Origin of the sequence: Methylomonas sp. (assembly GCF_023228165.1) — a bacterium.
GTDB lineage: Bacteria > Pseudomonadota > Gammaproteobacteria > Methylococcales > Methylomonadaceae > Methylomonas.
On the sequence record NZ_JALOBS010000037.1, the window covers coordinates 29,820 to 45,383 of the forward strand.

General features: G+C 52.5%; 17 protein-coding genes. 15 read left to right on the plus strand and 2 right to left on the minus strand.

All coding sequences use genetic code 11. The features are described from left to right. Nucleotides 1–212: 212 nt before the first annotated feature. The gene (locus M0R33_RS20645) at nucleotides 213–881 is read right to left on the minus strand and encodes a hypothetical protein (RefSeq protein WP_292573766.1); all 669 of its coding nucleotides are present in this window, start codon (nucleotides 879–881) and stop codon (nucleotides 213–215) included. 419 nt (nucleotides 882–1,300) lie between these two features. Here M0R33_RS20645 and ssb point away from each other — a divergent pair, with 419 nt between their 5' ends. From ssb to M0R33_RS20695, 10 genes are all read left to right on the plus strand, one after another. After that, nucleotides 1,301–1,729 (plus strand): single-stranded DNA-binding protein, encoded by a 429-nt coding sequence (gene ssb, locus M0R33_RS20650; protein WP_292573767.1) that lies wholly within the window; start codon nucleotides 1,301–1,303, stop codon nucleotides 1,727–1,729. Nucleotides 1,730–1,873: 144 nt separating this feature from the next. After that, entirely contained in the window at nucleotides 1,874–2,929 is a 1,056-nt protein-coding gene (bet, locus tag M0R33_RS20655) for a phage recombination protein Bet (protein WP_292573770.1), read from the plus strand. Between the two features lie 95 nt (nucleotides 2,930–3,024). Next, nucleotides 3,025–3,360 (plus strand): hypothetical protein, encoded by a 336-nt coding sequence (locus tag M0R33_RS20660; RefSeq protein ID WP_292573772.1) that lies wholly within the window; start codon nucleotides 3,025–3,027, stop codon nucleotides 3,358–3,360. After that, the gene (locus M0R33_RS20665) at nucleotides 3,357–4,358 is read left to right on the plus strand and encodes a lambda-exonuclease family protein (RefSeq protein WP_292573774.1); all 1,002 of its coding nucleotides are present in this window, start codon (nucleotides 3,357–3,359) and stop codon (nucleotides 4,356–4,358) included. Before M0R33_RS20660 ends, M0R33_RS20665 begins: the two co-directional genes overlap by 4 nt. A gap of 312 nt (nucleotides 4,359–4,670) precedes the next feature. Next, the gene (locus M0R33_RS20670; RefSeq protein WP_292573776.1) at nucleotides 4,671–4,883 is read left to right on the plus strand and encodes a hypothetical protein; all 213 of its coding nucleotides are present in this window, start codon (nucleotides 4,671–4,673) and stop codon (nucleotides 4,881–4,883) included. Nucleotides 4,884–4,990: 107 nt separating this feature from the next. Next, on the plus strand, nucleotides 4,991–5,932 hold the full coding sequence (locus M0R33_RS20675; RefSeq protein ID WP_292573778.1) for a MoxR family ATPase: 942 nt from the start codon (nucleotides 4,991–4,993) through the stop codon (nucleotides 5,930–5,932). Between the two features lie 2 nt (nucleotides 5,933–5,934). After that, nucleotides 5,935–6,687 carry a hypothetical protein gene (locus tag M0R33_RS20680; RefSeq protein WP_292573780.1) on the plus strand — a complete coding sequence of 251 codons (753 nt, stop codon included), beginning with the start codon at nucleotides 5,935–5,937 and terminating at the stop codon, nucleotides 6,685–6,687. Nucleotides 6,688–6,806: 119 nt separating this feature from the next. Next, nucleotides 6,807–8,012, plus strand: coding sequence for a DUF3150 domain-containing protein (locus M0R33_RS20685; RefSeq protein WP_292573782.1), 1,206 nt, complete (start codon nucleotides 6,807–6,809; stop codon nucleotides 8,010–8,012). Between the two features lie 85 nt (nucleotides 8,013–8,097). Further along, nucleotides 8,098–9,918, plus strand: coding sequence for a VWA domain-containing protein (locus tag M0R33_RS20690; protein ID WP_292573783.1), 1,821 nt, complete (start codon nucleotides 8,098–8,100; stop codon nucleotides 9,916–9,918). Nucleotides 9,919–10,263: 345 nt separating this feature from the next. Then, nucleotides 10,264–10,797, plus strand: coding sequence for a hypothetical protein (locus M0R33_RS20695; protein ID WP_292573785.1), 534 nt, complete (start codon nucleotides 10,264–10,266; stop codon nucleotides 10,795–10,797). On the opposite strand, the gene M0R33_RS20700 is transcribed toward M0R33_RS20695, so the two are convergent. After that, on the minus strand, nucleotides 10,775–11,149 hold the full coding sequence (locus M0R33_RS20700; protein WP_292573786.1) for a hypothetical protein: 375 nt from the start codon (nucleotides 11,147–11,149) through the stop codon (nucleotides 10,775–10,777). The genes M0R33_RS20695 and M0R33_RS20700 overlap by 23 nt on opposite strands. A 164-nt stretch (nucleotides 11,150–11,313) precedes the next feature. On the opposite strand from M0R33_RS20700, the gene M0R33_RS20705 reads away from it, so the two are divergent. The 5 genes from M0R33_RS20705 (at nucleotide 11,314) to radC (ending at nucleotide 15,299) form a co-directional block, all read left to right on the plus strand. Next, a complete protein-coding gene (locus tag M0R33_RS20705; RefSeq protein WP_292573788.1) occupies nucleotides 11,314–11,655 on the plus strand; it encodes a hypothetical protein in 342 nt (113 codons plus the stop codon). 54 nt (nucleotides 11,656–11,709) lie between these two features. Continuing rightward, nucleotides 11,710–11,976, plus strand: a complete 267-nt coding sequence (locus tag M0R33_RS20710) for a hypothetical protein (protein WP_292573790.1) — start codon at nucleotides 11,710–11,712, stop codon at nucleotides 11,974–11,976. A 154-nt stretch (nucleotides 11,977–12,130) separates the two neighbouring features. Continuing rightward, the gene (locus M0R33_RS20715; RefSeq protein WP_292573791.1) at nucleotides 12,131–12,628 is read left to right on the plus strand and encodes a hypothetical protein; all 498 of its coding nucleotides are present in this window, start codon (nucleotides 12,131–12,133) and stop codon (nucleotides 12,626–12,628) included. 115 nt (nucleotides 12,629–12,743) lie between these two features. Further along, nucleotides 12,744–14,507 (plus strand): DUF4942 domain-containing protein, encoded by a 1,764-nt coding sequence (locus M0R33_RS20720; protein WP_292573793.1) that lies wholly within the window; start codon nucleotides 12,744–12,746, stop codon nucleotides 14,505–14,507. Nucleotides 14,508–14,825: 318 nt separating this feature from the next. Beyond that, nucleotides 14,826–15,299, plus strand: a complete 474-nt coding sequence (gene radC, locus M0R33_RS20725) for a DNA repair protein RadC (protein WP_292573795.1) — start codon at nucleotides 14,826–14,828, stop codon at nucleotides 15,297–15,299. Nucleotides 15,300–15,564: the final 265 nt, after the last annotated feature.

Genomic DNA, 15,564 nt, shown 5'->3' on the forward strand with positions numbered 1-15,564 from the left:
CTAAAATTTTAGAAATATACATCAATATGTGACATGAGATGAAACTGAATATGTAATTGCTTGTTTTTTAGTGTACCTCATCGTTGTAAACGGCAAAAATCACATTGTGGTGTCCCCAGCGTCAGAATGGTTGTCGCCTCAGAAACTGCGCCAAATTCCAAGCTTTCTGTTCAGATAATGGAACCCTCAAGCCTATTCTCCCGGATTAGCGGTCATTGCGCACCGGCCTTATCCGAACCAGCCTCATCAACCAATGAGTCCTCATCCTTGGAAAGTTTCGCTGACTCATCCAATAGTCCTGATTCTTGTCGGGCCAATCGCACTTCCTCTCCATGTCCTTGTTCGTACGCTGCTTGATGCGCATGCCGTTCCATCGTCACAATTTTATTGGCTAGCCGCTGCAACCGCTGCTGCCACTCTAGGCGTGCTGCAATGCAATGTTTGTTGGAGATGACCTGGCACAGCCACAATGTGTCCATCACGATCATCAATTGATCCAGTAAACGAATCAGCTCGACGAATTGGGCAATCTGCGGCGAGGCAATCTTGGCCACAAATTCCCTGGGGTGCGTGTAAGTCGGCGTTTCAGTAATGCCGTTGTCGGCCTTGAGTTTTTCCAGCCGACTTTTTTCCTGCTGTAGTTGCTCCGCGCATTCCGCAATCATCTGACTGACAATATTCTCGATTTCATCGACCGTTTCCTCCCGGCCGATGATGCGCAGTATCACGTCGATCGCATACAAGGACACCATCAGTCGATGATAGCTATCACGGATGACCCGAATGGCTTGTTCGCTGTTGATGCTAAACGTACGCTCAAATATCGGGCGACTAATGGCGCGACGCTGGGCTGGTTTGGGCTGTGGAGCTGTTTCGGACATGACCGTTTCCTGATGTGGACGAATGGTTCATGATCGTATGCCAATTTTTTTTCGACCTTTCTGCAATAAAGGTCGAATTCGTCCTTTATTGCAAGATCACTTCAAAAAATCTCTGTTTCAATACCCGCCAACGGAATCAGTTGGTCATCGGCCTTTCGCTTCTTCCCAGACTTTCTCGGCTGATCTTTCATGATCGCCTTGATCCGACTTCGGTCGGCGTTCCGCTTTTAAGCGGCGACGGTGGTTGTCCATCGGCGTGTCAGGTGCGTCAAGCCTGATGTGATGTTTGTAATTTAGATTTTCATCCTGTCTGGGAGTACATATTCCTAGCCGGGAATGTACCTGCCGGATGTGACCCATCGCCGCGCAGGTGGGTTCTATTTTCCATTGTCGGGCGCGGCCGATAGGAGGACATCATCATGGCCAATCGTGGTGTAAACAAAGTCATCTTGCTGGGCCATCTCGGTGTCGATCCGGATGTTCGCTTCATGCCGAACAACGGCGGCAAAGTCGTGGCGGTGCGTTTGGCAACCAGTGAGATTTGGAAAGATGCCAAAAACGCCAAACAGGAACGTACCGAATGGCATCGGGTCGTGTTTTTCAAAAAACTGGCCGATACCGCCGAGCAGTATCTCAGCAAAGGCAGCAAGATCTATGTGGAAGGCAGTCTTCGTACCCAGCAATGGGATAAGAACGGCGAAAAGCGTTACCGCACGGAAGTGGTGGTGCATGACTTGCAACTGCTCGATCGCCCAACAGCGCCTGCATCTGTAAATGGTTCATCATCGAGCCCGGTAACGGATGACGCCGATTGGGATGACGAGTATGCCGACATGCCGCTCAACTAAACCCAGGCGATAAATGAACGGCCGCAACAGCGGATAAATTTTAACTTACTGCCGACCAGCTTTTGCCATTTCGGCTTTCCAACCCAAAGGGGACGACTATCCCCGTTGGGGCCATGGCGTTCCCATTTATTAAGGAGATCACCCATGAGCAATCAAAATCGAAATTATCCTGCGAAGTCTCGCGACTTACCCATGCCGATGGCAGCCCAACAAGGCTATGGCATTTCTGAGCAATCCTGGAAGGTACTGACCGAAGTCACCTTTCCCACGGCGAAAACCCCGGAAGCTATTCTGATGGCGCTGGATTATTGCAAGGCCCGCAAGCTAGACATCTTCAAAAAGCCGGTACATATCGTGCCGATGTGGAGTGCCGCCTTGGGCCGCAATGTCGAAACCGTCTGGCCGTCCATTATGGAAATTCAGACGACCGCGTCTCGGACCGGTGTTTGGGCTGGCATGGATAGACCCGTCTGGGGCCCGGATGTCACCAAGACCTTTACCGGTCGCTACAAGGACGATAACGAGCAATGGCAAGAATCCAGTGTCACCGTGACTTTTCCTGAGTGGGTGGCGGTTACTGTTTATCGGATTGTCGCCGGCAAACGTTGTGCCTTTACCGAGGAAGTCTATTGGCTCGAAGCCTACAGCACGGCCGGCGGTAAAAACTCGCAAGTGCCAACCGCGATGTGGATCAAACGCCCCAAAGGGCAATTGGCCAAATGCGGTAAAGCAGCGTCGCTCAGGGCAGCGTTCCCGGAGGAATGCGGTTATGCCGCCGAGGAAATGGATGGCAAAACCTTAGACGACATTGCAGACGGTCGTGTGATCGATGGTAGTGCCAGTGTTGTGAATGCAGCCGAGTTTGGCAGTGACGATCACGTTTTGGGAGATGATTCAGGCGTTAACGCAAACCGCGTCATCAATCTGTCGAAAATCCATCCCAAGGTGCAAAAAGCCGTTGCGGAACTGGTTAGACGGACTGCGGCGGCTGGTGCCTGGAAAGCGGCCTACGACTATGCCAACCAGAAGTTCAAAGGCATTGATCTGACCTTTGCCTTGGCCGAGTTGGACAAGGTATCGGAGGTCGACCCCAGAGCAACGGCAGCCTTGAGCCAAACCGACAGTACCGGTATGCCGCCATTGTCACCCAAAGAAATGGCCATGAATCAGGCCCGTCAAACCTTGGGTAACACCGCCTAGTGGCTTTGCAGTCTCAATTTTCCTAACCACCCGCTAGGGCGTCATGATTCGCCCACTGGGTCGGACATGACGCTCTTCAATTATCAGGAGAGATCATGAACGCAATCGATCAATCATTGAACCGGCTGCCCTGTCATACCGACTGGCGGCGTTACGACTCACCCACGGTGATTCGCCGGCATGGGCGCGGCTTTTTAGAACGTAACTTTAAACCGGGCCTAGCCGTGGCAGAGATCGACAAACCTTCTAAATCTGAATTACACAATTTGGTGGAAAGCTTTGGCGGCTTGGTGTTGCCAACCCCAGATGCCGTGTTGTTGCTATTTGCCGATTTCCATTGGGCCAGGCGCTGTGAACAGCATTTAACCCAGCGCGGCGTGCCTTCGTTGCGGTTAGGCTGTCACATTCAGTTGCCGGAATCCTGGCAATGAAAATCGTCAACGTTTCGCAACGTTCCGATGCCTGGCGGCAATGGCGTTCACAAGGTGTCAGCGCCAGTGAAGCGGCCATCGTCATGAACCGCTCGCCCTATAAAACCCCTTGGCGGCTCTGGGCAGAGAAGATCGGCCTAGTGCTGGAAGCCAGCCTGGACAACAACCCGTTGATCCGCGCTGGCATCCAGCAAGAGCCCGCGGCTCTGCACCGCTTCGAGGATAAACACGATCTGATGTTGTTGCCGCTGTGCGGCGAGTCGGAACAGTATCCCTTGATGCGGGCCTCGTTCGACGGCTTGTCCGAAGCGAATGAGCCGGTGGAAATCAAATGTCCGCATGAGACCACGTTTTTGGATGTGCTGTTGAACCGGGAAGCATCGGCGGCCTATCAGTTGTATTGGTGCCAGGTGCAACAGCAACTGCTGGTCGCCGAAGCCGAACGCGGCTTTTTGTTTTTCTACCACCAAGGCCAGGATGTGGAATTCGAGATTCAGCGCGATGAGACTTTTCTCACCACCCTGGTCGATTCCGCGATGGACTTCTGGTCGGCGGTCAAATCGAAAAAGGAACCGATTAAGGATCCCGAACGCGATTTGTACTTACCCAAAGGTGAGGCAGAACGGCAATGGCAACAGCTGGCGGCAACGTATCGGCAGCGGGCGTTGACTATCCAAGATCTCAAAAGCCAACTCAACCAGTTGGAGGATGAGCAGTCGAGCATTGAAAACACCTTGGTGGCCTTGATGGGCGATTACGTGGCTGCGGAGCATTCCGGGTTACGCATCAGCCGCTTTCAAAGCCAGGGTGCTATCGATTACAAGGCAGCACTTCAAACCTTGCAACCGGATGTTCAGTCTGCGGCCCTGGAAGTCTATCGTAAATCGTCGGCCACGCGAGTTCGTGTGACCTGCCGAGAAGACGACGGCAAACATGCCGAAGTGCCATTCGATGCCCAAGCCCTGAAATATCTGGCGAGTGTGGACTTTTGGTTTTGATGGTTCGTTTCAAGACATCCTGTAACCCAAGCGGTTACGGGATGTTTATTCATTGACGGCAGGATCGGTTCAGGTCGGGCATGTCGGTTTTAGGCTGGGCTTTCAAAAAAAGTCCAACCCAAAACTCGCATCGTTCAGGCATTCCCTTCGTGGAATCCCGAATCCGGTTTCGACCGGCGTTCCGTTGTTAAGCGGCATGAGCGTTTGTCTCGTGTGCCAGGTGCGTCAAGCCTGGTGTTTTTGTTTGTCCCGTTGGGGTTCATCACCCTTGCGGGACTCGGTGACCCTTTTTATCTATTGAAGGAGGTCATCATGAATCACGACTTTTGGAAAACCTTGCACGGCTGGTTGAACGTTGCCAATAGCGACGACATCCAGGCCAAAAGGCGGTTGCTGCTGGAGATGCACCGTCAAATCTCGGACCCCGGTTTGAGAAGCGACATTCAGCGCATTGTTCGTTTGATGGATCGGGAGCTGTTGGCTCGCGCCGAATGGGCGATGTACTGCGTCATGCAGTTACGTTAATTTTTTCTCCCCTGGTTTACCAGGTCTTTACTCACCCGTTGGGGCTCATCACCCCTCGGGGCCGGTGTGCCCCTTGTCATTTGAGGCTAGTCCTCGAGGAGCTCACCATGTATCAATCCTATTCCATCGCCGACACCTTCGGCATTCAGGCCCCGGCATCCATGAAAGTGGAAGGCTTTATTCCGGCCAATAACCTTTATGTGCCAACAAAAAAGCCGTACGTGTTTCGCAAGGATCACTTGCGCGATGTGTTGGCGTTTTTAGGTGCCCACAATGGCGACGGCTTATATCTGACCGGTCCCACCGGTTCCGGTAAAACCTCGTTGTTGGAACAAGTTGCGGCGCGCCTGCATTGGGGCATACATTCAGTCACCGGCCACGGTCGATTGGAACTCAACGATCTGCTCGGCCAGTACATGCTGGTCGACGGCGGCGCGATGAAGTGGATCGATGGTCCGTTGACCCTGGCAGTTCGTCTGGGCCATATATTGTTGATCAACGAGATCGATGCCATAGATCCGGCCGAGCTGATTGGCTTGAATGAAATCGTTGAAGGAAAACCTCTAACGATTCCGCAAACCGGCGATGTGATTGCTCCGCATCCCAAGTTTCGTTTGGTCGCAACCGGCAATAGTGCTGGGTTTGGCGATCAGTCGGGCTTGTACCAAGGTGTGTTGCGTCAAAATTTGGCTTTTCTCGATCGTTTTAGATTAATGGAAGTCGGGTACCCCGAGCCGGAAGACGAAATGAAGCTATTGGCTGATGTGGTGCCGACCATGCCGGAATCGGTACGGGAAAGCATGATCAAAGTCGCTAACCAGATTCGCAAAGTCTTTATCGGCGGTGCGGATGGCGGCGGCATGTTATCGGTGACCCTATCCACACGCGGTTTAGTGCGTTGGGCATCGTTGGTCGCCACATTCAAAAGTGCGCCGAATGCCTTGGCTTATTCGCTGGATCGGGCTTTGACCTTTCGTGCCGAACCCGCCGAACGCGAAGCGATTCATCGCATCGCCAAGGATGTGTTTGGGGACGATTGGGCAGTCTAGCCATGGCGGCCTGGACTTTATACCGTCACCGTAATGCTGACGGCAGTTCCAAAGACTGGGCGGTTACCACTCATGCCGACGGTTCGATCTCGACGCGTTGGGGCAAGACGGCTTCTCGTCTGCCGACCATCAACACGCGAACCGGAATACGCCAGCATGATATGGAACGGCAAAAGCAAGCCAAAGGCTATGTGTTTGTCGGCGAAGTCGAAATCGATGCTGATGGCAACATACACCTGCCCCGTTCCACGCCGATAGCCGTTCCGGTACACGTGTCGACAGAAACCCCGCCGGTCGGGGTCGACAAGCTGTATTGGCATGTCGATTGCCGTGCTGGGCACGCTACGTTGCTCGACATGGGCATCGCGCTACGGCGTTGGTTGGGCGATCTGGATGCCTGGTCTCAGGCTCATGGACTGACTGCAAGTGACTGGTCTGGCTGGCAACGGCTGATCGATGTCAGCCTGGGCGAGGAAGCCTTCGATCTCAGCGGACAAATCCACCGTGAACACGGGGTGTTGCCTTGGCTGTGGTTGATAGCCTTGAAGCTGGCCGATTTTCCCGGCGTCTCGGTCGGCATTGCCACCGAAAGCGGCCGCGACGTGTCGGCGGACCTCAGGGCTGAAACCGAGGTATTGGCGTTATTCGATACCAACATCGAAGTGCTTAGACCGTTGGCCGAAAGCCTGGGGCTTTTGAAACCCCGACTCGATCTGGCGTTGGCCATGGCGGATCACACCGATCATTGGTTTTGATTGGCTGACGGCCCAGCCGTTTTGCCCTGTATCGCGTTCGATGCAGGTTTTTAACACTCACCCGGAAGGGGCCATTCGCCCCTGCGGGGTCAGTGTGCCTTCTTCCATAGGAGGTTCACATGACACAAACTCAACTCATTTTGGATCAAGTGGTCTTGATCAAAGTCGACGCCACGATTTACGGCGCACGCAAAAAGCTCAACAAAGAGGATCTGGTACTGGCCGACGGTAGCAAGTTGCCACCGGAGGATTTGGCCAGTTTGGGCTCGAAACGCTTGCTCGATCCGGACCGGCTATCGGTGTTCAACCGTCTGAAGAAGGAAGCCGAACGCATTTGTTTGCGCGTCGGCACCCGATTTCTAGGCGGATTCATCGTACCGGCCGCAGCAGCGGCGCGGGTCACGGCGGAACTGGATCGTATCGCCGGTGACTTTGCCGAGGCACGGGCAGAGTTTTTGGATGGTTACGATGCGGCGGTACAAGACTGGATGGTCAAACATCCGGAATTTGCCGGCATCATCGAAAAGGCCATCGACTCGGTGGTTTTGGTCGCCACCCGCTTGACCTTTGATTATCTGGTGGTCTCGGTCGCTTTACCCGAACAGTTGCCGAAACAGGAGGTCGAACGCCTGGAAAGCAAAATCGGTTCGTTGAGCGAGCAGATGTTCCATGAAATTTCGGTGGACGCCAACTTGCTGGTCGAGCAATCGTTACTCGGTAAGGAACAAGTCACCCGCAACGCGCTCAGGCCGATCAAACGCATCCGCGACAAGCTCGATGGTTTGAGTTTTCTCGATTATCGCGTGGCGCCAGTGATAACCACCATTGACGACTTGCTCGGCAAAATCCCGAATAGGGGTACGATCGAAGGCAGTTTGCTGCAGGAAATCCTCGCCACGGCGATGCTGTTGTCCGATCCGGATAAAACCCGGCGGCACGGTGAAGGTTTATTGACGGCGCAAGTGCCGGCAATCCGGACTGATGCCGATACCCATGTTGACGTTGATGATGAAGTATCCGTTGATCAATCGGAACTCGAATCATCAGTACTGCTAGCATTACCCGCTCCAGTGATTGTTGAGAACGTTGCAGACGATCCGGACTTTTCCGATCTGTTTGATGGCATCTTTGACGATGAGCTCGAAGTGGAATCGGCATCCGATAACTGGGCGTTGGATGTTTTGCTGGATAAAAGTCAATCCAATCTGGAAACCGATAGCGATGCGGCTAGATACGAACACTCGGAAAACGCAGCGGAACCGGCAACGGTGGCGGCGGGCGACGATGAGGAAACGGACGATTCCGACCAGGACTACTGGTTCTGATCTGACGCCATTTAACCATTCACCCACGGGGGCAAAGTCATGTCCCACTGGGATCATGGTTTGCCCTCCACAATTGGAGCACACCATGAAAAATAGAACCTTACACAACGCATTCCCCATCGTTGCGGCAGCCATTGGCAATCGCTTTGGGGTCAAAGTCCGTGTCGGCGGTGATAAAGCCGAAACCGATGGCCAAACCATTTGGCTGCCAGGCTATGGGGGCGACGATCCGGATTACCAGGATGTTGCCTGGGGCCTGTTGGCCCACGAAGCGGCACATATTCGCTATTCGGATTTTACGCTGAGCTATGGCAGTTCGGTATTACGCCGGCGCTTATGCAATGCGATTGAAGATATCCGCATCGAGCACGAACTGGCCAAGGACTTTCCGGGTACACGACTGACGATACGAACCGTGATTGAAAATATGATTGCCAAAGGCGACTTTGTCGCCAGCCGTATCGATGATCATCCGGCCAATATTTTGTACAGCTTTGTTTTGAAGAGTCTGCGAGCCAGGGTGTTGGGTCAAACGGCGTTACGGCCGTTGGTTGAACAAACCGAAATTGCATTGAAGGCAACCTTTCCCATCGGCGCGGTGACGCGGCTTAAAGGCTTGCTGTCCGAAGTACCGGATGACTTGCAATCGGAGTCCGATTGCCTGCAATTGACTGATCGCATCCTGGCCATGATTGAGCAGGAATTCGCGCAACAAAGGCAACGCAATCAGGCAAGGCCATCGGCAGATGAGGAAAATATGCCCGAATCGGATGATACGGATCAGGACGGTGAAACAGCTGACTTGGATGGTTCGAACTCCTCGGATTCCGAAGATGACGTGGATCCCGATGAACGTTTACCAAACGACACTGATGACGAATCGTCTTCAGAATTCGGTGGTAACGATGCATCGAATCCGGAAAATCCTGACGAAGAACCGACAACATCTTCCGATAGCGCTCCATCCAATCCGCAAGATGAGGATGAAGAAAATACAGAGATTACCGACCCGATGGGCGTCTTGCAAACCCTGTTGTCCGCCGGAGACGGTGACATCGAGCAGGATTTATTCGAATCCCTGAAATCGGCTTTGTCATTGGCCGCGGAAAATGAATCGGAATTGCTGATGCCCAGTGGCCACGAGCCACCAATGGATGAGCGAGCCGGAGCGGTTTTACTGCGCAAGGTGCAAGGCGAATCAGGGAAAATCCGCGCCGCGTTGCAAGGCATCGTCCAATCGCAAACCCTAAGCCGCACGCAACACGCTTGTCGTGGCAGCCGGTTGGACAGCAAACGTTTACACCGCTTACCACTCGGCGAAACCAAGCTGTTTCAGCGCAAGCAGTCCAAGGTGGCACCCAATACGGCCATCCATCTGTTACTCGATAAATCCGAAAGCATGGGTTATCAGGTGGCCGATAGCCAAGGCCAACCGATGGGATCGCGAATGCCGATTGCGTTGGAAGCGACTTTGGCGCTGGCATTGGCCTTTGAAGGGATTCCGGGGGTTAGTCCTGGCGTCACTGCCTTTCCCGGTCATCAAGATGACTCGGTTTTTCGGCTGCTTGAGCATGGCCAACGCGTGAATGCCCGCACCGGTGCCTTTTCGCTGGCTGCTACGGGTAGTACGCCGATGACGGAAGCGATTTGGTTTGGTGCAGCGTCACTGCTGCGTTGCCGGGAACCCCGTAAAGTGTTGCTGGTGATGACCGATGGTCAACCCAACGATACCCTCAGCACGCTGGAACTGTTGCAGCGTTGTCGGGATAGCGGTATTGAAACGGTCGGCGTAGGTTTGGGACTGGATGTCAGTCATCTATTCCAGATTGCCATCACCATTAACGACCTTTCAGAGCTGAGAGCGCAATTGTTCGGGCTCTCGAAAGCGGTGTTGTTGGCGGCGTAATCCTCAGTCCGTTATCCGTAGCCCAATCCTTGGCTTAATGCCTTGGATTGTGGCTACGGGTAGCTGAATGCAACCGCAGTTTGTCGAATGCACTCACTTACTGGAGCCCATTCGACAAACAGACATTTCATGCGTTCTTTCCGAAGAATGCTGAATCCGACTTCGGTCGGCGTTCCGTCTTTAGGCGGCGAACACGTTAAACCGTGATCGTGTCGGGTACGTTAAGCCCGATGTAAATCGCAGTGGTTCTACCCACTGCAAATCAAAACCCGCTTCGGGCGACCATCGCCCGGCCGGGTGCTGTTCATTCGAAGTGTTTTCTTAAATTTTTAAAGGAGAACTTCAATGAACTTTATTTTCGGCATCATCTTATTGGCGATGTTCATCCTTGCCTTGCGAGTGATTTGGGCAACGGCGTTGCAAATGCTGGGCGCGTTGAAACACACAGCTCAAACGTTTCACCGTTATCGCGCGCAGCGTTTGGCGCGACACCGGCTACCGGTGATCATGCCTCGTAACAGAGAAGACTTGGATTGGTTGGCGATATCGGATTCGGTGCGCCAGGAAATTCAGACGCGCAATCACGGTTTCAATCGAGAGGCGGTCCGACTGGAAGCACAATTACAGGCCAAGTTAAAAACGATCGAAATCTACGAAGCGGATATTCAAATAGCCAAACTGGAACGGGAATTATTGAAGATCAAACCAGTGATCGAAAGTCCCGAGCCTGAAGTCAAAAAATCTCGGCGCTCGAAAAAGCAATCGGCTGCGGTTGCAAACGTAGTGGCCCAGAAAGTTCCGCATCAGGTATCCCAACTTCGGGCAGCACTGAAAGGCAACGGTTTATCGACGCCAGTCAGTGAGTCTGTCCGCCATTGAAAACCTCAAGCGTCGCGCCGGTTTGTGTCATTACGGTGCGTACCTGCTTGGCCAAATCATTCTTAGGTTCGTCGAAACGAAAGCCGTCCGGCAGCAATGATTGGAGATCGTCAAAGGTTTCCCGTCGCAATTGCCGGATATTGATCAATAACTCCCAGGCTCGCTTCGGATCGTCGATGTTTTGCAAAACATCGGCTTCCGCAACATCCAGTTTGGTCAAAATTGTTTTGCAAAGATTTAACGCATTCAGTCTGGGAGCAAGCGGTATTGCCATCGATTTTCGTACTGGTTGCGTGCTCTCGGTCTGCTTAGGACTGAGAAAATCAAAAATGCGAAAAATATCGTCAATCATGGCTTTTTCTCTGCTTTTTAGTGATTTTTAGCCACCATATACCGATTTTTGTGTGAATTCAACCCAGCTGTGCGAGCCATTTTCCGGCATTAATCAGCGTTCTTTACCTGCAGGAACATCATCTTGTCGGGTGGTCGTTCCTGCGTTTTTTGGAGGAATTGACCATGTCATCGATAGTAGAAAATGGCATTTGCCATTCGCATACTCAAATTAATGCGGCTCGCTATTTGAATGAGTACCGCTGTCCTTACTGCCAGACCGAATGGGAGGATGTGTGGGATTGCGGCTGTAATGATCGTTGCCCGGACTGCAATAAGGAAATCGAGCCTTATGAAAGCGCATTGATCGAGGGTGAATCGGGGGAAACCGAATTGCCAGTCGAAGAACCAGCCTTGGCCAATGCCAAATCGGAATGTATGAATCGACGTTTCGTAGTGTCCTACGAGATCGATAATGTCCACCGGGTGATGGTAGGTATCTCCGCGGATAGTCCCGAAGCGGCATAACAGGTTGCCGAACAGGCATTCAACGATGCCACGATTTGGGATGACACCGCTGCCATGCCGTTATTGTCCGATGAATATCATGAAGCTGAGGGTGAAAGCCTAGTCTGGGAAAGCGTTGCCGTTGCACAGTTGCCGGAACCGGATTATTCGGTACGGCAATTGAAGAAAGAGCAAGCCGCCATGCAAGTTTGCCGAGGCTTGATTGAAGCCTATCAACAAGGCGAAGCCGCCAGTGGCAGTATCGATTGGGAGGATTTGGATCAGTTAATCCCTCAGGCATTACAAGCCTTGGGAAAACCTGTTCTGGAAATCCAATCCTGAAAACTGCGCGCTGAAATTTTTATGCGCACACTTTGTACAAGCCTGAGTTAGCCAAGTCATTCGATTCGGCGCTCATTTTTATCAACCCACACGGGAATGTCCTATTCCCGCTGGGGAATCGTGATGTTCCCGCTATTTCATTGAGGACAACATCATGAATCAAATCTTTGAACACACCTTCGGCACGGGTCATTGCATTCAATATCAGCGTTTGCCATCCGGCACCTGTTATCACGCCGACACACCGGAGCCGGTGGTCGAGTTGTTGGAACAACTTCGCCATAGCCGGCGCAAAATCCGGTTGTATTACGGCGATACCCAAACCGGCCAGTCCTGGCACGATGAACACGATGTCATCGGCTGGATTGGTCGCTCGATGGGCACGATCAAAGTGCCGTTGTTGATCGAACCCGGTGACATCGGTGGTCCGGCATTACTGGATCAGTGCATCGTCCGTATCGACAGTCCACGCCAGGTCCTTTACCAACACGATGATTTTGGGGTTGGCACAGTAGAACTGGTGAAAGGCGAGCTTAACCGCTTGCCTTGGGAAATCTGGATCGATGGCAGCGTGCATGCCCGATTCAAAGCAAAAACCGAAGCCCGGCAGTATCAGGACTTCATTCAAGGTAAGCGGTTCGCGTTGATCTGATACGCCGTTTTCATTTTTGACACTCGGTTAAGCCGAGTTTTTCACTGTACCCCTGCGGGATGATTCTATCCCGCCAGGGATAAATCGGTCGTCAGGGGCTTTTTTGGAGAATACCATGACAGACCCTTATCAATACTACCCCACGCCAGAAGCACTGAGTCGTAAAGCTTGGGCGATGTTCAAGAACCAGCAATTCGTTCGGGTATTAGAGCCTTCAGCAGGCGAAGGACATTTGCTGCGTCCAGGACCATACCAGTACGGTAAACGTTTGCCGATCGATTGCATTGAAATTGATATCCGCAAACACGCGGTTCTGCGCGATGAAGGCTTTGCGGTGGTGGGGATGGATTTTCTGCAGTTTCAAAGCGGCAGTGTCTATTCTCACATCATCATGAATCCCCCGTTTGCCGAAGGCGCCAAACATGTGTTGAAGGCTTGGGAGATATTGTTTGACGGTGAAATCGTCGCCATTCTCAATGCCGAAACCGTGCGCAATCCGTTTTCGAAAGAACGCCAGCTGTTATTGCGTTTAATTGAGCAGCATGGCGAGGTCGAGTTTCTGCCAGAAATGTTCGCCGGCGAGGAAGCCGAACGCAAAACGCCGGTCGATGTGGCCCTGGTCTGGTTGAAAAAAACTTCGACGTTCGAACAGGACATCCTCGGCAGTATTCTGGACGATTTGCGCCAGGATCGCCGGGAGGCCGACCATGTGGCGGGCGATTTTCAACTGCCCCATGAGTTGGCCTTGCCGAATGCCTTCATCGATAACGCGGTGTTGATGTTCAATGCCGCGGTCGAAGCAGCGCGACAGGCCGTGGTCAGTGAAGCCCGTGCCAGCCGTTATCGGACCATGCTGGGCAAAACCCTCGGCGAACTGAGCGGTGGCGGTATCAGCAGTGAAGACGAGTCGTCTTCGGATGCGGTGAAGCGAACGCTGTTTAAACGCTATCACGATCTGAAGAATCGGGCCTGGGCGAGCATCTTACGCTCGACACAGGTCACTTCGCGCTTGTCATCGGCGGCGCAGAAACGCTTGGAATCGGATTTCGAAACGGTGAAGTCCTTGGAATTTACCGTGCCGAATATCTATGGCTTTCTGCAAGGCATCATCGATCAGCAAGGTGAAATTCAACTGAGCATGGTGTGCGATGTGTTCGATCTGATCACTCGCTATTACAGCGATAACGCGGTGTTTTACATGGGTTGGAAATCCAACGATAAACATCGCTCGTTGGGCATGCGGATCAAAACCACTCGGTTCGTTCTGCCAGGGCACAAAGTCGAGTCCTATCACAATAGCCTGAACTGGGAGTCAGAACGTCTGTTAGCGGATTTCGACAAGGTGTTTGCCTTGCTCGATGGCAAGACCGAAGCGGACGTGAGTTTGGTGTCGGTGTTTCGACAGCATTTTCACGAACTTCGAGTTGGAAAACGGATTGGTGGCAGTTATTTTGACGTTCGCTATTATCCGGGCATCGGCACCATTCACTTTTTCCCGAAAAGCAAAACCTTGATCGATCGTATGAACCGTTGGGTTGGACGTCAGCGCCGCTGGTTACCGCCTGTAGATACTCAAGCCGGACAAGGTTTCTGGCAGCAGTTCGAACAGGCAGAGAACTTAGCTCGGGCGTTTCACACCGAAGTGAACAAGCAGTGTCCACGCAGTAGCCGGCATGTCCATTTCGATCCCTTTTGGGCGATCAAATACGGCGGTGAATCGGAACGGGAAAAAGGCCATCGCCTGTTAACCCAGGCGATGAGCACGGTACTTGCCAGCCGAGGCATCGATCCCGATGCGGTATTGGAAAACGAACAATCCAGCTTGCTGGAATGGACGGGCTCATTACCCTCTTCTACTGATCTGGCTTTGGCATCGTAATCCGGTGTTAGATCGGGACTTAACTTAACCACTGGCCTAGCCAGTATTACCCGCCTCGAGGAGATGATCCGTTCTCCCCGTCGGGGTTGGACTGTGTCGTTTCCTCGGGGCTTTTTTATTCGAGGAAACCCATTCCCAAACACCTGACGCAAGAGAGGCGTCAACTTAAGTTTTATTAGCGAAGGATGCTTCAGCGGACGGCCAACGTTTGCGGGCATCGCTGACAACGCTTTGCACATTTTTGACAACCCTTCCGGAGAAAGTCCATCCCGGAAGGGGGCGGCTTTCTCCAAATTTTAAGATTACCGGAGAAAGCCCATGTTATACATTCGAGGAACCAATAATCGTTACCGTATCGCCGATGAACAGGATGTCATCTTGGAGGCCATTCAGATCTACAACCGCACGTTCAGTCGAGGCGAAGCCTTGACCAGTCCGGACAAGGCGAAGGACTGTATTAAATTGAAATTGGCGCCGTATGAGCACGAAGTATTTCTGTGTCTGTTCTTAGACAATCAACATCGGGTCATCGCTTGCGATGAATTATTCCGGGGTACGATTGATGGCGCTAGCGTGTATCCGCGCGAAGTGGTCAAAGCCTCGCTGCACTATAATGCGGCCGCGTTAATTATTGCGCATAACCACCCGTCCGGCATTAGTGACCCCAGTCAGGCCGATCGCGTGATTACAGCAAAACTTAAAGAAGCCTTGGCCTTGATTGACGTTCGCGTACTTGATCACTTCATCGTCGGCGAAACCGTGTATTCCTTTGCGGAGCATGGCTTGTTGTGAAAAGGTATTAGCGCCGAAACTATTCCTCGGTATCCAAGGCAAGCATATGTATGAACGAAGTTGAGCAATGGATTCGCCATTGGTAACCATGAGGCGGCATTGATGCGACTTCGTATAATGAAATAAAACCCACGTCTCTCCAGGATCAGAAGCTAAACATTGCTCTGGTTTCTGGGGAGACTAACTCGATTAACGGTCGGTCGTCATTTAGCTCAATCGACCTATTTTTGCCACTTGCGATTCTCCAAAGATACCAGTCTTTCGA